The organism is Streptomyces sp. WAC05292, from assembly GCF_003949955.1.
Taxonomy (GTDB): Bacteria; Actinomycetota; Actinomycetes; order Streptomycetales; family Streptomycetaceae; genus Streptomyces; species Streptomyces globosus.
Window position 1 is genome coordinate 1 of the sequence record NZ_RPSE01000101.1, and the last position, 17,357, is coordinate 17,357.

At 77.7% G+C, this 17,357-nt stretch carries 11 protein-coding genes; 3 read left to right on the forward strand and 8 right to left on the reverse strand.

Going from position 1 to position 17,357, the window contains the following annotated elements; genetic code table 11:
• A partial coding sequence (locus EF903_RS14030; protein WP_125543553.1) for a hypothetical protein occupies nt 1-545 on the forward strand: 545 nt, incomplete at its 5' end.
• A 424-nt stretch (nt 546-969) separates the two neighbouring features.
• Here EF903_RS14030 and EF903_RS34045 read toward each other — a convergent pair.
• The 4 genes from EF903_RS34045 to EF903_RS35875 form a co-directional block, all read right to left on the reverse strand.
• On the reverse strand, nt 970-1,143 hold the full coding sequence (locus EF903_RS34045) for a hypothetical protein (protein ID WP_185902654.1): 174 nt from the start codon (nt 1,141-1,143) through the stop codon (nt 970-972).
• A gap of 112 nt (nt 1,144-1,255) precedes the next feature.
• Nucleotides 1,256-3,007 (reverse strand): hypothetical protein, encoded by a 1,752-nt coding sequence (locus EF903_RS14035; RefSeq protein ID WP_125543554.1) that lies wholly within the window; start codon nt 3,005-3,007, stop codon nt 1,256-1,258.
• The gene (locus tag EF903_RS14040; protein ID WP_125543555.1) at nt 3,004-9,063 is read right to left on the reverse strand and encodes a type I polyketide synthase; all 6,060 of its coding nucleotides are present in this window, start codon (nt 9,061-9,063) and stop codon (nt 3,004-3,006) included. The genes EF903_RS14035 and EF903_RS14040 overlap by 4 nt, the downstream gene beginning before the upstream one ends.
• Nucleotides 9,064-10,899 (reverse strand): methyltransferase, encoded by a 1,836-nt coding sequence (locus EF903_RS35875; protein ID WP_125543556.1) that lies wholly within the window; start codon nt 10,897-10,899, stop codon nt 9,064-9,066.
• Nucleotides 10,900-11,073: 174 nt separating this feature from the next.
• Here EF903_RS35875 and EF903_RS14050 point away from each other — a divergent pair, with 174 nt between their 5' ends.
• Together EF903_RS14050 and EF903_RS14055 are read left to right on the forward strand one after the other, a co-directional pair.
• Nucleotides 11,074-11,685: a hypothetical protein gene (locus tag EF903_RS14050; protein WP_125543557.1), complete on the forward strand. Its 612-nt coding sequence runs from the start codon at nt 11,074-11,076 to the stop codon at nt 11,683-11,685.
• 78 nt (nt 11,686-11,763) lie between these two features.
• Complete coding sequence (locus EF903_RS14055; protein WP_125543558.1) at nt 11,764-12,777, forward strand: GNAT family N-acetyltransferase; 1,014 nt, start codon at nt 11,764-11,766, stop codon at nt 12,775-12,777.
• A 22-nt stretch (nt 12,778-12,799) separates the two neighbouring features.
• On the opposite strand, the gene EF903_RS14060 is transcribed toward EF903_RS14055, so the two are convergent.
• Genes EF903_RS14060 through EF903_RS14075 form a run of 4 tightly spaced genes read right to left on the reverse strand, consistent with a single transcriptional unit; the run spans nt 12,800 to nt 17,308 of the window.
• Entirely contained in the window at nt 12,800-14,281 is a 1,482-nt protein-coding gene (locus EF903_RS14060; protein WP_125543559.1) for an NADase-type glycan-binding domain-containing protein, read from the reverse strand.
• A 32-nt stretch (nt 14,282-14,313) separates the two neighbouring features.
• Nucleotides 14,314-14,937, reverse strand: a complete 624-nt coding sequence (locus EF903_RS14065) for a phage tail protein (protein WP_125543560.1) — start codon at nt 14,935-14,937, stop codon at nt 14,314-14,316.
• Nucleotides 14,934-16,883, reverse strand: coding sequence for a putative baseplate assembly protein (locus EF903_RS14070; protein ID WP_125543561.1), 1,950 nt, complete (start codon nt 16,881-16,883; stop codon nt 14,934-14,936). Before EF903_RS14070 ends, EF903_RS14065 begins: the two co-directional genes overlap by 4 nt.
• The gene (locus EF903_RS14075) at nt 16,883-17,308 is read right to left on the reverse strand and encodes a GPW/gp25 family protein (RefSeq protein WP_125543562.1); all 426 of its coding nucleotides are present in this window, start codon (nt 17,306-17,308) and stop codon (nt 16,883-16,885) included. The genes EF903_RS14070 and EF903_RS14075 overlap by 1 nt, the downstream gene beginning before the upstream one ends.
• Between the last annotated feature and the right edge of the window lie 49 nt (nt 17,309-17,357).

The following is a 17,357-nucleotide window of genomic DNA, read 5'->3' on the forward strand; positions in this document are numbered from 1 at the left end:
CGGAGGACGTCCTGCGCGCCACCGCGGCGACGCTGACCCGGCTCTTCGACGTCACCGCGACGAAGGACTGGGCCAACCGCACCGCAGCCGCCGACGTCGTGGTCGACGGAAGGGTCCTGCTGCCGCAGGTGCCCGTGCCGTACCTGCTCTTCCTCGAGAAGCAGCTCACCGACCTGCACACCTTCGTCCGCAAACTCCCGGTGCTGGACGCCTCGGAGTCCTGGACCCTCGACCCGTCGACGGACTCCTGGAAGACGGAGCCGGTGCGCACCATCCGCACCAAGAAGGTGCCGCGCAACCACGTCAAGGCGGAGGCCACGGACAAGCACCCCGCCCAGGTGGAGGTGTACTACGAGGACGTCCCGGTCGGCTACTGGACGACCGTGAAGTTCTCCGGAGCGCTGCCGGCCCGCCGCGTGAACGAGCTCCTCGACCGCGTCGAGAAGCTCCAGCAGGCCGTCAAGTTCGCCCGCGAGGAGGCCAACGGCGTCGAGGTCGCCGACCAGCGCGTCGGCGACGCCGTGTTCGGCTACCTGTTCGGGTAGTCTTCCGATCTCCCTCCTTCGAGCGGGAGGGTGCGCGAAAGCGCAGGCTGAAACTGAAGTCGAAACTGACTTCGGGGTGTCAACGTGGAGGTTCGAATCCTCCCCCCGGCTCACGTGCCGGGGTGGCCCAAGGGCAGAGGCGGCCCCGTCAATCTCAGATTCTCGCTCCAGTCTCAGTATTCGCCGCCGAACACCGGATCGACCGGGTGCGGACGATCACTGACGGATGGTGGTTCAAGTCCACCCTGTGCCTCTTGCGTGGCACGGTAGTTCAAAGGCAGAACACGTCGGCTTCAGAATGATCCGCACTCTTAAACGCCGCCGGTGTGCGCAATTGGGTGGCACACAGGAGCCCGGGAGCTGGGTCCGCTCCCGGGCTCCGCCACGTTTGCGCGGAGTCCTTGCGGGCATCCGCGGGGTACGGTCAGCCGGTGTGGTGGCGGGCGCTCCGCTGGCCGGGGACGGTCTTCAGCCGCGGGGTGTCCTTGCGGCCCTCCTCGCGGGCCGTGTCGTCGCCGGAGGGTGCCGCCGGGGCCAGGGCGAGGAGGGCGATGCTGCCGAGGACCGCGACGAGGATGAGCGCGGTGACAAGGGTCATGTTCCTGCCTTCCGTCGGAAGCTGATTGTCCGTCACCTGCTGGTGTAACCGGAATGGCGCAAGATAAACACGAAGAGTAGTGGCACTTCGTGATGACGGCGTGACACCGGCCTCACGACGTCAGGTCCCGTACGTAGTCCCGGCCCCCGAGCGGACCCCTCACCACCGCGGCCGGCACCTCCAGCAGCCCCGCCACCGACTCCGCCTGCGGCAGCAGCCGGCGGCACACCGCGGTGAGGTCCGCGTCCAGCGCCTCCGCGGCCGCACCGGACAGCAGGCCGCGGGCCGCGTACCAGTCGGCGTGCGGCAGCACCGCCTCCACCGCCAGCAGGCGGAAGAGGTCCGGCAGCACCGCCTGCTCCCCGGACCCACCGGAGGGGCCGGGCCGCCGCCAGCGGGCGGCCACCGCCTCCACCGCCACACGGGTCCGGTGCGCGTGCGCGAACTCCTCCGCGAGGCCGAGCCGTTCGTGCCACGCCGCCGACGGGTCCAGCCCGCCGGCCGACGCCGCGGCCAGTCCGGACGTCAGGCGCGTGTACAGGGCGCGCTCCCGGGCCGCCAGCAGCAGCGGCCAGTCCGGTTCCGATCCGGCCGCCGCCGCGGGCCCCGGGCCGGCCGGGGGAGGCGTGTAGTCGTCGCCGGTCGCCATCCGCCACGCGGCGTCGAGCAGCATCAACTGGTTGTCCCCGCCCGCCGCGTGGAAGGCGGCGGTCAGCGCCTGGTAGTCCACCAGCCGGTTCTCCGAGAAGAAGCCGGCAGCCCCGCACGCAGACCGGCAGCGGGCCACGGCCTCGTCGGCCAGCGCGTCCACCGCCGTCTTCACCAGCGCGAGCTCGCCCATCGTCCGCGCCGGCAGACCGGTGCCGCGGCCGCCGCCCGGTGCCAGCCGCCACGCCGTGTCCGTGATCCCCCGCGCGAACTCCGTCGCCGCCAGGGCCCGTGCCGCCGCCCCGAACAGCAGCCGCTGCTGGTTGGGGCGCGTCAGCGCCGCCGCCCGCACACCCCACCGGTCCACGGTGGCCCGGCGTCCCGCGTGCGGCAGGGCGATCGCGACGGCCGCGCGGGCCGCCGCGGCCAGGCCGGCCGTAACCGCACCCCAGGCGAAGCGCGCCCAGCCGACGCTGCGCGCCGTCCGCAGCCGCGGGTCGCCGAGGGGGTCGTGGAAGGCGCCCGACCCGGAGATCGAGGCCCCGTCGGCGAGCCACCTGCGGTAGGGGACCCGTACGCCGTCGAACCGTACGGCCGCGTAGTCCAGCGGAAGCAGCGACGTCCGGGGCCGCGGCGCCACGGTGACGCCCGATGCGCCGTCCCCGTCGTGCAGGGGCACCAGGAACAGGCACGTGCCGCGGTCGACGCCGGCCACGAGCAGTCGGGCGCCGACCACCGCCAGGCGGGGCAGGCCCGGCATCCCCACGTTCGGCGGGTACTTGGCCGCGGCGGCGTCCGGCGTCGTCAGCACGAACTCGCGGGCCACCGGGTCGTACACGGCCTCGGTCCGCACGGCGGCGCTGCTGTTGCCGAGGCCGACCTCCGTCATCAGCGCCGCCCCGACGGCCCGCCCGGAGGCGAGCGCCGCGACGTCCTCGGGGGCCGCCCCGAAGTCGAGCGCCGCCCCGGTCGCCATGCACTGGTGCAGGAACAGCACGTGGAAGGCGGCCGGATCGGCCATCGCCGTCAACTCGAGCAGGTCGCGCAGGCGCTGCCGGTCCGCCGGCCCGCCGGCGAGGAGCGGTGCGGCCGAGCCGGTCCGGGCGCCCAGATGGGCCACCCGCCGGTACGTCGTCGTCCACGGCCGGGCCGGATCGGCGGCCCGGTCGTCGAAGACCGGGTCCTCGAACAGCTTGGGCAGGTCGGGGTCGGTCACGGGGCCGTCTCCTCATCGGCTCGGCTGTGCTGCGGGACGTCCCGGCCGCGGGCGCCGGAGGCGGTGCCTCCGGCCGGGGCCGGGTCCGGGCGGGCGGGGGAGGGCGGTCCGGCGGCGCTGCGGCTTCCGGCGAGCCAGGACTCGACGGCCGCGGCGATCTCCCCGGCATGAGCCTCCATCATCGTGAAGTGGTCCCCGGCCACCTCGGCCGCCGTGTGCGGATGCCGCCACGGCGCCGGCGGTCCGATCGGCTCGCGGGCCCGTACGAGCAGCACCGGGGCGCCGAGCGGTTCCGGCCGCCAGCCGCGCAGGACGCGCAGGTAGCCGCCGGTCGCCGTGAGCCGGTGGGTGCCGATGGCGCCGGTGTCGCCCGCCTCCCGGCGCCGCCGCTCCGCGACGGCCAGCACGAGCGAGAGGTCCTCCGGCGGCACCGCGCCCCCGTACCAGGGCGTGTCGAGCAGGACGATCCCGGCCGCCGGGCGGCCCTCCCGGGCGAGGCGCGCGGCGACGGCCCAGGCGGTCCACCCGCCCGACGAGTGCCCGCACAGCAGCACCGGCCCCTCGCCCGTACGCCGCCCCAGCGCCGCGACGTGTGCCCCGACCAGGGCCGGCAGGTCCGCGGGCAGCGCCTCGCCCGGCCCGAACCCGGGCTGCGGCAGGGCCAGTACCGTCCGGCGCCCCGCGAACGCGGCGGCGAGCCGGGCGTATTCGTGCGGCCCTCCCGTCGGCACCAGCGACGGCAGGCACACCAGGGCGGGCCCGCCGGGGCCGCCCGCCAGCCGTACGGGGTCCTGCGCCCGGCCGGCGGCCTCCGCCGCCGTGAACGACGGCCGCAGCAGCGAGGCCTCCGACAGCACATCCGCGGCGACCGCCCCGCGGCCCGCCGCGCTGGCCTGCCGGAACAGCGCGGACAGCCCGTCGGGCAGGGCCGCCGGCAGCGCTGTCTCCGCCGTCGCCCCCGCGGACCCGGCGGGCGCCCGGCCGCCGGCCCGGTCCGGGGCGGGCCGCGACTTTGGCCCCGCGGCGGCGCCGTCCCGCGGCCGGGAGTGCTCCAGGCGCTCGCCCAGGTGGGCGGCGAGGGCGCGGGCCGTCGGATGGTCGAAGGCCACGGTCGACGGCAGGGACAGGTCCAGCGCCCGCGCCAGCCGCCCGCGCAGCTCCACCGCGGCCAGCGAACCGGCCCCGAGCTCCAGGAACGGCCGGTCGGGGTCCACGGCGTCCGCGCCGGCGTGCCCCAGCACGGCCGCCGCCGACTCCCTCACCAGGGCCAGCAGTTCGGCGTCGCTGCGGGGACCGACCGCCGCACCCGCGGCCGCCGGGGCCGGCTCCGGGCCGTCCGGCAGCCCGGAGCCCTGCGCGGGCGGCCGTCCGGCCGCCGCGCCGACCGGCCCCCGAGCCGCCTGCCAGTACCGCCGGCGCTGGAACGGGTACGTCGGGAGCGCCTCGACCGGCCCCGGCCGGCGGCCGCCGCACACTGCCGCCCAGTCCACCGCCGCGCCGTGGGCGTACACCTCGGCCGCCGACAGCAGGAACCGTCCGAGCCCGCCGTCGCCGCGCCGCAGGCTGCCCGCGGCGAGCACGTCCGCGCCCGCCCGCTCGGCCGTCCCCTGCACCGCGTACGTGAGCACCGGGTGCGGGCTCACCTCCACGAACGTACCGAACCCCGACTCCAGCAGGGACGCGACGGCAGGGGCGAACGCGACCGGGTTGCGCAGGTTCCCGTACCAGTAGTCGGCGGTGAGCTCCGGCCCGTTGATCCGGCCGCCGCCCGCCGTCGACCAGAACGGCGTCGACACCGGCCGCGGGGCGAGGCCGGCCAGGCCCTCCGCCAGCTCCGCCCGGAGCGGTTCCACGGCCGCGCAGTGCGAGGCGTAGTCCACCGCCACGCGCCGCCCCCGCACCCCCTCCGCGGAGAGCTCCGCCAGCAGCCCGTCGACGGCGGAGGGCTCCCCGGCGACCACCGAGGCGTCCGGCGCGTTCTCCGCGGCGACCGCCAGCGGCGGCCCGCCCCGGCCCGCCAGGCGGGCCGCGAGCTCCCGGGCCGGAAGCGACACGGCCGCCATCGCCCCGGGAGGCAGCCGGCGCACCGCCCGCGAACGGAGGGCGACGATCCGCGCCGCGTCCGGCAGGGTCAGCGCCCCGGCGGTGTACGCGGCGGCGATCTCGCCCTGCGAGTGCCCGACCACGGCGTCCGGCTCGACGCCGAGCGACCGCCACAGCGCCGCCAGCGACACCATCATCGTGAACAGCGCGGTCTGCGCCACGTCGACGCGGTCCGCCGGCGGCGTGCCGGCCTCGCCGCGCAGCACGGCCGCCACCGACCAGTCCAGGTGGGGTGCTAACGCGGCGTCGCAGGCCCGCACGGCCTCCGCGAACACCGGGGACTCGCGCAGCAGCGCGGCCCCCATCGCCTCCCACTGGGCGCCCTGCCCGGGGAAGACGAACACCGTCCGGCCGGGTCCGGCAGCGGGCGGCGCCCCGGTGACGACGTGCGGGTTCTCCCGGCCGGCGGCCAGGTCCGCGAGCCCGGCGCGGAGCGCGTCGGCGCCGTCGCCGACGACGACGGCGCGCCGCGGGAAGGCGCGGTCGCCGGGGGCCCGGTGCACGACCAGCGCCCGGGCCACGTCCGCGGGTGCGGCGCCGGCCGCCGACCGGTCGAGGCGCGCCGCGAGTTCCCGCAAGCCGGGCCGGTCCTTCGCCGCCAGCACCCACGGCACGGCCGCGGCCGGCTCCGGCCCGGCATGCGTGCCGCCGGTGCGGGGCTCGTCCTCGGCCGGCGGCGGGTCCTGGACGAGGACATGGGCGTTGGTGCCGCTGATGCCGAAGGCGGAGACGCCCGCGGCCCGGCGGCGCCCGCCCCCGCGGCGCGGCCACGGCCGGGGCGCGTCGAGCAGCCGCACCCCGCCCGCAGCCCAGCCGACGTGCGGCGTCGGCTCCGCGGCGTGCAGCGAGCGGGGCATCTCGCCGTGCCGCAGCGCCAGTACGGCCTTGATCACCCCGGCCACGCCCGCCGCGGCCTGCGTGTGCCCGATGTTCGACTTGAGCGAGCCCAGCCACACCGGCCGGTCGGCGGCGCGGCCCCGCCCGTACGAGTCCAGCAGCGCCTCCGCTTCGATCCGGTCGCCCAGCGGGGTGCCGGTGCCGTGCGCCTCGACCAGGTCGACATCGCCCGGTTCCAGGCAGGCGTCGGCGAGCGCCAGGCGGACCACCTCCCGCTGGGCCGGGCCGCTCGGCGCGGTCAGCCCGTTGCTGGCGCCGTCCTGGTTGACCGCCGAGCCGGACAGCACGGCCAGGACCGGCCGCCCGGCCCGGCGCGCCGCCGACAGCCGCTCCAGGACGAGGACGCCCGCGCCCTCCGACCAGCCGGCCCCGTCCGCCGCGGCGGAGAACGCCCGGCAGCGGCCGTCCGGCGAGAGGGCGCCCTGCCGGCTGAAGTCCACGAACGACGCCGGCGTCGACATCACGGTCGCCCCGCCGGCCAGGGCCACCGTGCACTCGCCGCGCAGCAGCGCCTGCCGGGCCAGGTGCAGGGCCACCAGGGAGGAGGAGCAGGCGGTGTCCACGGTGAGCGCGGGACCGGTCAGCCCGAGGGTGTAGGAGATCCGGCCCGCGGCCACGCTGGAGGCGTTGCCGGTGAGCAGCAGCCCGTCGTGCAGCTCGGGCGCCTCCTCCAGGCGCGGCGCGTAGTCGGAGGACATCAGGCCGACGAAGACCCCGGCAGCGGTGCCGCGCAGCGCGGTCGGGGGGATCCCGGCCCGTTCCAGCGCCTCCCAGGCCGTCTCCAGGAGCAGCCGCTGCTGGGGATCCATGGCCCGGGCCTCGCGGGGGGAGAGCCCGAAGAAGGCGGCGTCGAAGTCGGCCGCGCCGTCCAGGAAGCCGCCGTGGCGGACGTACGAGGTGCCCGCGCGGCCGCGGTCGGGGTGGTGAAGGCGTTCGAGGTCCCAGCCGCGGTCCGCGGGGAACGGGCCCACCGTCTCGCCGCCTTCGGCGAGCAGCCGCCACAGGTCCTCGGGCGAGGCGATGCCGCCGGGGAAGCGGCAGCCGATGCCGACCACCGCGATCGGGTCGTCGTCGCCGCCTCCCCGGCCGGCGGTGGGGGCGCGGCGCGCCGTGTCCGCGGCCGCGCCGCCCGGGCCGTCGGCGGCGCCCGCGGCGAGGGCGACCAGGTGCCGGGCGAGCTGTTCCGGCGTCGGGTGGTCGAACACTGCCGTCGTCGAGAGGGCCAGCCCGGTGCGCGCCCCCAGGCCGGAGGCCAGCCGCACCGCGCCGAGCGAGTCCAGTCCGGCCGAGCGGAAGCTCCGGCCGCCGTCGCCGGCGCCGAGAGCGGCTCCGCCGACCTCGGCCGCCAGCTCCCGTACGAGCGCCAGCGCCGCGTCCAGCGCCTCGCGCTCCGGCAGCAGGGCGGCCTGCTGCGCCCAGGCGGCCACGGTCTTGCGCGCGGGCAGCGCCAGCAGGGCCGCGAGCCGCCCGCGGGCGACCTTCCGGGTCGGGGTGACCGGCACCTCCGCCACCGTCACCAGCTCCAGCGGCCACTTGTAGGCGGCCACCCCCTTGGCCGCGAGGTGCGCCCGTACGTCCTCCAGCGTGAGCCGGGCCCCGGTCCGCAACTGGGCCAGCAGCACCGGGTACTCGCCGAGCCGGTCGTCGGGCCGGGCGGCGACCGCCGCGTTGGCGAGCTGCGGCAGATCGGCGAGGAGCGCCTCGATCTCGGAGGCGGTGAACTTCAGCCCGCCCACGTTGATCCGCTCCGCCTGCCGGCCGCGGTAGCCGATGGTGCCGTCCTCGTACCGGCACGCCAGGTCGCCGGTGCGCAGCCAGCCGTCCGGGGTCATCGCCTCCCCGGTCGCCTCCGGGTCGGCGAGGTAGCCGCGGAACAGGGACGGGCCGTGGAACTCGAGCGCGCCCGTCTCCCCGACCGGGCAGGGGCGGCCGTCCTCGCCGACCACCCGCACCCGGCCCTCGCCGACGGGCCGGCCGATGCTGCGGGCGGCGACCCCGACCGGGTCGTCGGGCGCCGTGCTCAGGCCGGCACCGACCTCGGACATGCCCCACTGCACGACGGTCGCCGCGCCCAGGGCGCTGCGCACGCCCGCCACCAGCGACGCGGGCACGGCCGCGCCGCCGGTGCGGACCTCGCGGAACCGCGCGACGGGGTCGGGCGACTCGACGAGGTCGCGGAGTTGGGCGGGCACGGCGAACAGGACGCTCGCCCGGCTCGCCGCCGCCAGCTGCCGGACCGCCCCGGTGTCCCAGCGGGGCAGCACCGCCTGCCGGGCCGCGGCGACGAGCGAGAGGTGGACGGAGAACAGCCCGAAGAGGTGGGTGAAGGGACTGCCGCTGAGCAGGGTGTCCCCGGAGGTGGTGCCGCCCTCGCGGGCGGCCGTGACCGCGTTGCCGAGGAGCCCGCCGTGGGTGTGGATGCAGATCTTCGGGCGGGCGGAGGTGGTGCCGGACGAGGGCATCAGGACCAGAGGCATGTCGGCGGTGACCGGCACGGGCTGCGGGGCGAGCCCGCGCCGCGCCCGTACGAGGGCCTCGTACGAATCCGCGGCATCCGCGGCATCCGAGGCGGCGCCGTCCGGTACCGCGGCGTCCCCGCCCGGGCCGACCGGGATGACGAACTCCAGCGCGGGCAGGTCCGACCGCGCCGGCGGCTCCGCGGCCGCCGGCAGCAGCAGCGCCCGCGCCGCGGTCCGCTCCAGCAGCGAGCCCGTCTCGCGGGTGCCGAGCGTGCTGTGCAGCGGCAGCAGCACCGCCCCGACGGCGGCGACCGCGACGTGCGCCACGAGGAACTCCCAGGAGTTCGGCAGCTGCGCCGCCACCACGTCGCCGGGGCGCACCCCGAGGTCCTGCAGGGCCCGCCCGAAGGCGTCTGCGTCCGCCCGCCACGCCTGCCAGGACCGGGCGCCGCCCGCGTCCACCACGGCGGTCCGCCCGCCGCCGGCCGCGACGGCTGCGGCGAACACATCGGGCAGGGTGGGCCGGGGCGTCGTCCAGGCGCCGCCGGGGTCCGCCGGCCCGGGGGTGGTCAGGTAGTCGTGCACGTGGACGGCCATCTACGCGAGCTCCGAACGGGAGGGGACGGGGAGGGCGGGGGCGGCGGCGCCCTTGCGGCGCGCCCGCAGCAGGGAGCCGTCGAGCGGCAGCGGCGCGGTCTCCACGAGGTCGAACCCGGCCTCGGCGAGCAGGCGCCGGTAGTGCTCCAGGGTCCGTTCGCGGCCGCCGACGTTGCACAGCATGTGCACATTCCAGGCGACCGCCAGGGAGTTCCCGCCGTCCGGCGGCAGGAGCCTTTCGACGACGAGCAGTTCGGCCTCCTCGGGCATCGCCTCGGCGCAGCGCCGCAGGATGTCGGCGCAGCCGCGGTCGTCCCAGTCGTGCAGCACCCGCGACAGCACGTACACGTCGCCGCCGCCCGGCACGGCCTCGGTGAAGTCGCCGACGCGGAACGTGCAGCGGTCGGCGACGCCCGCCTCGCCGAGCCGGCCGCGGGCCGCGGCCACCACGTGCTCCCGCTCCAGCAGGACGCCCCGCAGCCGCGGGGCGGCGGTGAGGATCTGCTTCATCAGCTCGCCGTTGCCGCCGGCCACGTCGACGACGACGTCCACACCGGGCCGGTCCACGACCGCCGGAATCGGGCCGAACATCAGCGAACTGGCCTGCATCGACCGGTCGAAGGCGGTGTCCCACGGGGGGTGCTCGGCGAAGTAGGGGAAGTGGTGGGCGCCGAAGTGGTGCGCGAAGGCGTCGCCGCCGGTGCGCACCGCGTACAGCAGCTGCCCGAACGACTCGTAGAACGGGCCGCCGTACATCAGGGCCAGCGGCCGCATCGAGTGCGGCGCGTCGGTGCGGAGCAGCTCGCCGAGGCCGGTCGGCGCGTACGTGTCGGCGCCCGGCCCGTATGGTCCCGCGAGCAGTCCGAGCGTGGCGAGGTAGCGCAGGAGCCGGTCGAGGCCGTCCGGGTCGGCTCCTACGCGGGCCGCGAGGTCGGCGACGGGGGCGGGGCCGCCCCCGTCGGGGGACAGCGCGTCGAAGACCCCCAACTCGGCGGCCACGGCGATGGCCTGGGTCCGCCAGGCGCCCGTCATCAGCTCCAGCAGCGTCCTGCCCGGCTCGTCCCGCTCGACCAGGCGGTGCGCGGCCAGCGCGGACGTGCGGTGGCCCGGCATCAGCAGCTCCAGCCGCGCGTACGGGGTGCCGGCGGGGGCGGCGGAGCGGAAGTACAGCACCGTGACGTCCTCGTGCGGGTTGTAGCCGCCCCCGTCGGGCCGCATCCCCGCCCGCTCCACGAGCAGGAACCGCAGACCCGCGAAGACGACCTCGTCGGCGTCGGTGACGCGGAACGCGACGTGCGCCTCGTTGCGCTCCGCGCGTTCGCGCCGCACCAGGTGGTGCAGGCACGCGCCGGTCTCCGCGCCGGTCTCCGCGCCGGACCCGCCGGCGGCGCGGCCGCCGGCGACGGGTACCGGGCCGGGGCCGGCGGCCTGCGGCACGGGCAGGGAGAACACCTCGATCTCGCCGAGCCCCCCGTCCTCGGTGGGAACGGCGGCCCGCACGATGGACACCTCCAGCGCTTCCGGGCGGATCCCGTAGCGGGCGCGCAGCCGGTCCCGCACGACGGTGCTGGGCGTCGGCGGCCCGGAGACCGCCAGCCCCAGCCCGGCCAGGGCCTCCGCCAACCCGCCGGGGGCGGTGGGGAAGACGAGGACGGCGGCGTGCGCGGGCACGCACCAGGCGGCGAGGGACTCCCGCTCGGCCTCGCCGAGGGCGGGCGCCAGCGTGCGGAGCATCCGGGAGACCGTGCCCGAGGTGCGGACGAGCTCCGCGGCGCTCCCGAGCGCCGCCAGGTCCGCCTCGGCCAAAGCCGCGGGACCGGCCTGCTGTCGGATCATCCGTCGCCCCCTCGTCCGGGCGCGCCACGGTGGAGCGCCGCGGCCAGAACCTACGGTCGGCCGGCGGGTCCGCCGCAGGATCGGCGGCGGAGTTGTCAGGTCGGCAGGCGGAAGCCCCGCGCCGGAGGCAACCGGCGGCCCGGCGGCCGCGTCCTCCCGGGAGGGGTGGTCGGGATGGCGGAGGATCGGCGCGGCGGCTCCGCGCGGCGGTGGGCGGGTCTCGCCACCTGCGCGGCCGGGCCCGCCGCCCTGTACGGGTGGGCCCACTGGTGCTTCTCGGCGGAGGCGGCCCCCTCCGGGACGCTCGCCCTCGCGGGCGGAGCCGTCCTCGGGGCCGCCGTCGCCGGCGCGCACCTGCTCCTGGTCGGCGGGGCCCGCGGTGTCTTCGGCAGCCTGCTCCTGGCCCTGGCGATGCTGGCCGCGGTGACCGCCGCCGACCGGGCGGCGGCCCGCCCCCGGACCGCCGTCTGCACCGTCCGGTCCGTCGACTCGACGCCACAGGACTCCTTCGGGGAGGGTGCCCCGCGGCCCAGGACCCTCCACCGGCTGACCCTCGACTGCCCCGGCGGCTACCCCGACGTCCTGGAGGACGACATGATCGCCGCCCCCGCGGGAGAGGAGGTCCGCGTCTCGTTCGACCCGCTGCGCCGCGTCGCGCCCGAAGTGGAGGGCACGGCAACGCCGTTGGTGCCGGCCCTGTGGTCGGCGCTGTTCCTCGCGCTCGCCGTGCTGATCGCCGCGAGCCGCCGCCCCGACGGAGGCACAGGCGGCCCGGCCGACGGCTGACGCGCGGTGCGCCCCCGGCGGCGCACCGGAACCGGGCGGGTGGCACAGTGTGCCCGACCACCGTGTGAGGGGAGCCCGATGACCGAGCAGTCCGGCCGTACGCCGACACCGCCCCACTACCCCGTCCGCACCGGAAGGCTCGCGCTGCGGCCGGTCCGCGCCGACGACCTGGACGCCGTCCACGCCTACCGCTCGATGCCCGAGATCGCCCGGCACCTGCCGCACGAGCCGCACACCCGCGAGGAGACGAGGAAGACCCTGGAGCGGCTGGCGGCGGGCCAGGCGCTCGCGGCCCCCGGGGACCGGCTCGGCCTCGCGGTCGAGACCGAGCCGGGCCGCGTCGTCGGCGAGGTGCTCCTCCGGCGCGCCGAGCGGGCACCGCTGACCGGTGAGATCGGCTTCGTCTTCCACCCCGGGGTCCACGGCACGGGCATCGCGACGGAAGCCGTCACGGCCGCCCTCGGCCTCGCCTTCGACACCTTCGGCTGGCACCGCGTCACCGGCGTGTGCACCGTCCGCAACACCGCCTCCGCCGCCCTGATGCGGCGCGTCGGCATGCGGCTGGAGGGCGTGGCCCGGCAGGACGTCCACCGCAAGGGCGTCTGGCAGGACCGCCTCCACTTCGCGGTGCTCGCCGCCGAACACCGCCGTCCGCGCCCGCGGTCCGCCGACGAACAGGCCGTCGACGCCGCCGTGACCGCTTTCTACGCCGCGTTCACCCGCCGCGGCGGCGCACCCGTCACGCTCGACGGCGTACGGGCCGTCCTCGCGCCGGGCGCGGTGATCGAGCGGGTCAACGCGGACGGCTCCGTCGACCGGATGGACACGGAATCCTTCATCGCCCCCCGCGAAGCCCTGCTGAACGGACCCGACCTGACCGACTTCACCGAGGCGGAGGCCCGGGCGACGACGCTCGTCTCGGGCGGCACCGCCATCCGCACCGGCGAGTACGCCAAATGGGGCGTCCGTGCCGGGACCGCATTCTCCGGCTGGGGCCGCAAGACGTTCCGGCTGGGCAGGGCGGACGGCGGGGACTGGCTCGTCGAGTCCTTCTGCTGGACCGACGAACCGGAGACCCCGGCCGCGCACTGACCGAGCCGCCCCCCGCCCTGCCTCAGGTCCGGGACCGGCCGAAGAACTCGACCTCCGCGACCGCGACCTGGCGGTCCGCCCCGGCGCCGTACGCCGACCGCAGGACGATGCGCACCGACACGGCGTCCCGGCGGCGCACCTCGACCCGCTGCACCCCGCCGTCGTCGAGCGTCTTGTGCACCGTCTTCGTCCGGCCCGCGGAGTCGGTGACGACGAGGTCGATCTCCTGCGGCCGCGCCTGGTCGGCGGCCTGGCCCGGCCGCTTTGAGGTGCCCGGCGTGACCAGCACGGCCAGGAGGTCCACCGGCTGGGCGAAGTCGGCCTGGAGGTGCTGGCCGTTGGAGTCGCCCGCGTACCCGGTGCCCCACCAGGTGTTGGAGTAGCTGTCGAAGACCAGCTCCGGCCCGTGGCCCGCACCGGAGTGCGAGGCGCTCCAGCCGGTCGGGCGGACGGCGACCCGCTTGGCGAAGTGGTCCTGCACGGCGCGCACCGCGGGCGGGCCGCCGATCACGCCGCCGACGAGGAGCAGGGCGAGTCCCGTCACGACCAGGGCCCGGACGATCCAGCGGCGCCGGCCCCGGTCCAGCCGCGGCCGCTGTCCCGCGAACGGCCCCTCGGCGGACGCGGGCCGGGCATCCTCCAGCCGGCTCGCGCAGCTGCGGCAGAACGTCCGCCGGGGCGGGTTGGGGGCGCCGCAGGCCGGGCACGGCGGTCCCTGCGGGGCCGGGTCGGCCGGCTGCGGGGCCCGCACCCTCGGCCGGGCCGCCTCCGGCACCCCCGGAAGCACCGTGCCGGGGGCGTCGCCGGGGTCCGGCGCGGCCTCGGCCGCGGGGACCGGGACCAGCAGGGCCCGCGCGGCGGCCGCGGAGGCGGCCGCCTCGGGGTCGGACCGTGCGCCCGGCCGCAGGGGGGCGGTCGTGGCCGCTGCGGGCGGTGCGGGTGAGGGCTCGGGGTCGGCCTTGCGCCGGGAGGCGCCGTCGCCCACCGGGTCCGCACCCCCGCCGTCCGCTCCGGGTTCCGGGTCCCGGCCGCCCCGGGTGCCGGGGTCCGGCGCCCGGTCCGGCTCCGGCGCGCGGTCCGACGGCCCGCGCGCGTCCCCGGCGGGGGCAGCGCCGCCTTCCGGCCCGCCTTCCGGCCCGCCGTCGGTGTCCGGCCGCGGTGTCGGCCGCCCTCCCGCGGCCGGCCCGGCGGCGCGGGCCGGCGCGCCGCCGCCCGGCGGGCCGGAGGCGGCCGCGGCATCCGGCTCCCGGTCGGCGGCCGGGTCCGCCGCCTCCTGCCGGGCCGTGCCGCCGGCCGCCGGCGGCACCGAGGGCAGCGGCAGCGTTTCCGCCTCCGCCGGGTCCGCGGCACCGCCCCCCGGGGCGGGTTCGGGTGCTCGGCCGCCGCGGGGGGTGCCGGCGGCGTCCCAGCGCAGGAACGCGCCGCAGGAATCGCAGAACGACTGGCCGCTCGTACGCGTCGGTGCCGCGCATTCGGGGCAGGGGGAGGTCCCGGTCTCGGGCATGGTCTTGGCGGTTCCTTTCCGCAGCGTACGGGTCAGACAGCAGGGGCCGTCGGGCCGGCGGCGCCGGGCGCGTCCGGCGCCGCCACCTCCACGGTGAACGGCAGGTGCGCGGGCCGGGCCGCGGCCACCACCGCGTGCAGCCGGTGCACGTCGGCCGGCCCGGGTTCCGGCAGGGCCAGGCGGACGTGCAGGGCCGCCCGGGGCGAGCCCGGGAACGGGCCGAGCGGCTTCGAGGACCAGGCGGCCCCGCCGCTCTCGGTGATCCGCGGCCACACCCCGAAGCACTGCCGCACCGCCTCCGCCAGGCCGCGGCGGGTGCCGCGCAGCCGGTGCAGGGAAGCGGCCGCGGCGACCGCCGCACGGCGCGCCTCCAGCGGCTCGGTGCCGGCGAGTTCGGCACCCACCCAGTCGGCGAGCCAGTCGACGAAGTCCGCGGGGGCGAGCGCCGGGTCGAAGTACGCCTCCAGACAGTCCAGGGCGTTGAACACCGGGGCGAGCATGGCGTCCAGACCGGTCACGAACCGCTGGGCCAGGTCGTCGTCCGCGTACACGGCCGGCAGGGCCTCGCCCAGCGGGCGCGGTGAGGCGAGGCCCTCCACCGCGCCCCGGGCCGACGGCGCCCGCCCGGCGCCGCCTGCGGCAGCGCCGCCGTTCACCGGGCCTCGATGACGCGGACGCGGTGGTCGAACGGGAAGAGCAGCGCCGACGGCCCGAGGTCGACCCGGTCCGTGGCGTCGCCGCGCCGCCCCGTCAGCGGGTCCGCGGGATGCAGCAGCACCTCGTCGACCAGCTCCACGCCCGGTACGCGCTGCAGCGCCGCGAACACCTCGCCCGAGCGCAGCGACCGGCCGAACGGCCACCCCCGGCCGTGGGCGCCGCCGGTCAGCGGGTCGAGGTAGGCGTACATCGCGTCCAGCGCCTCCTCGCGGACCCGGTCCGCGTCCGCGGCCCGGTAGCAGTGCACCGTCGCCACCACCGTCACGCCCTGGTAGAACGGCGGACCGACGGCCAGCCGGGTGCCCAGCGGCCGCCGCTCGTCGAGGAACGCGGAGATCCGCGCCAGCAGCTCCTCCCCGGGCACCAGCTGCTCGAAGCGCAGCCGCCCGCCCCGGTCGGTCACCGCCTGCGGGACGACGAGGACCCGGACCGCGTTCTCACCGTCCGACGGGTCCGATCCGGCGGCCAGGCACTGGATGCGGGCCGCCTCCGGCGCGGCCCGCCGGGTCAGCTCCTCGTAGTCCCGCGCCGTCACCGCCCGCTCCTGGGCGCGCAGGGCGATCGGCGCCCGCACCCGCGCCTCCGCCACCGTCTCCCCGTCCACCCCGCCGCGGGCCGCCTCCCGGTTCTCCACGCGGGCGATGTACGGGACGGAGCTGCGCAGCACCTGGATCGCGCCGCGGGCCACGTTCCCCGTGCGGCCGCCGCCCACCGCGTACCGGGCCGCGCGCAGGGCCGCCCCCTTCGCGGGGACCGCCCCGAACTGCCGCAGTGAGCCGTCGGGTTCGCGCACGGCCGGACCGAAGGCGATCTCGCCGGTCGTCGCGTCGAGGGTGAAGTGCCGGTCCGCCGGCCCGGACGCGGCGAAGTCGGGCACGCAGCGCCACGCCTGCCAGCCCTCCCCGTCGGACACCTCCACCACCGCGTCGCCGACGACCGGCACCTGTGCGAGCCGCACCCGCTGCCCCGGTACGCCCTCGGCCTCCCCGAGCGGTTCGCCGCGCACCACTTCCGCGTGCGTGGCGCCGACCGTCCCCCCGATGGTGAACGCGGCCGCGTCCCGTACCGTCGGCGACGACGTGTAGAACGGCTGCCCCGGCAGGGGTGCCGTCACCCGGCACCGCACCCAGCCCGCCTCCAGCCCGCCCAGCCGCGACACCCGGTGCCCGGCCGGGACGTGCAGCACCACCTCGCCCGGCCGGTTCAGGCCGCCCGTCGAGTCCGACGACACCTCGCAGCGCGCCCAGCCGTCCGGGGTCCACGCCTCCCACACCAGCGGCGGCTGCCGCGGGTCCACGCCGACGCCGTCGACCCTGCTGTCCACGCGCAGCACAGCCGCGCAGGCCGGCACGGCCGCCGACAGGCCGAACAGCAGCAGGTCGCCGGGCTGCGGGGCCGCCGCGAACACCGGCACGTCGGCGCCGGCCGCCACCTCGTCCGTGCGGTCGGCGGGCGCCTCGCCCGAGCCCTGGGTGAGCAGGTGCGCCAGCTCGCAGGGGACGAGGGCCAGGTCCTGGTCGGTGGCGAACACCACCGCCTCGTCGGTCTCCGTACGGCCCGTCGCCACCTCCGTCCCCGCCGGCAGCACCACCGGCTCGGGCTGCGGTGCGGCGAGCCAGAACGTCACCGGGGCACGGGCCGCGGACGGTGGGAACAGCGTCATGCCGAGCAGGTCGAGGAAGGCCAGGTGGTTCTTCTCCGGGACCCGGTTCAGCCGGTACACGAGCTGGTCGGCCATGTGCGCGACCGCCTCGATGAGGGTCACCCCCGGGTCGGAGACGTTGTGGTCGCTCCACTCGGGGCACCGCTGCTGGATGAACCGCTTGGCGTCGTCCACGAACTGCTGGAAGTGCCGGTCGTCGAGCCGGGGGGCGGGCAGGGCCATCAGTGTCGTTCGCTTTCGTCGGTCTCGGGGCCCTCGGGCGGGATCACGTAGAAGGGGAAGACGAGGCTGCGCGGGTTGCTGGTGCCGCGCAGGGCGTACCGGACGTCGATGTGCAGCACCGCCGGGTCGTCGGGGGCGGGGGTCACCGTCACGTCGTGGACCTCGATGCGCGGCTCCCAGCGGTCCAGGGCGGCGCGTACCTCGTGCCGGATGCGGCCGGCCGTCGCGTCGTTGGACGGGGCGAAGACCAGGTCGTGCACCGCGCACCCGAACTCCGGACGCATCGGCCGCTCTCCGGGCGCGGTCGCCAGGACGAGCCGCATGGCCTCCTCGACCTCGCGGTCGCGGCGGGCCAGGGCGATCGCGCCGCCCGGGTCGATCCGCAGCGGGAACGCCCACCCGGCGCCGACGAAGTGCTCGCTCACGTTGTCCGTCCTCACGGTGCGAAGGGGGGAAGGGGGGAAGGAGCTGGGG

Excerpts from the sequence above, each read along its gene's own strand:
- EF903_RS34045 (WP_185902654.1), bottom strand. The coding sequence starts at position 1,143 with ATGACCCTTGTCACCGCGCTCATCCTCGTCGCGGTCCTCGGCAGCATC.
- EF903_RS14040 (WP_125543555.1), bottom strand. The coding sequence starts at position 9,063 with ATGGCCGTCCACGTGCACGACTACCTGACCACCCCCGGGCCGGCGGAC.
- EF903_RS35875 (WP_125543556.1), bottom strand. The coding sequence starts at position 10,899 with ATGATCCGACAGCAGGCCGGTCCCGCGGCTTTGGCCGAGGCGGACCTG.
- EF903_RS14050 (WP_125543557.1), top strand. The coding sequence starts at position 11,074 with ATGGCGGAGGATCGGCGCGGCGGCTCCGCGCGGCGGTGGGCGGGTCTC.
- EF903_RS14055 (WP_125543558.1), top strand. The coding sequence starts at position 11,764 with ATGACCGAGCAGTCCGGCCGTACGCCGACACCGCCCCACTACCCCGTC.
- EF903_RS14060 (WP_125543559.1), bottom strand. The coding sequence starts at position 14,281 with ATGCCCGAGACCGGGACCTCCCCCTGCCCCGAATGCGCGGCACCGACG.
- EF903_RS14070 (WP_125543561.1), bottom strand. The coding sequence starts at position 16,883 with ATGGCCCTGCCCGCCCCCCGGCTCGACGACCGGCACTTCCAGCAGTTC.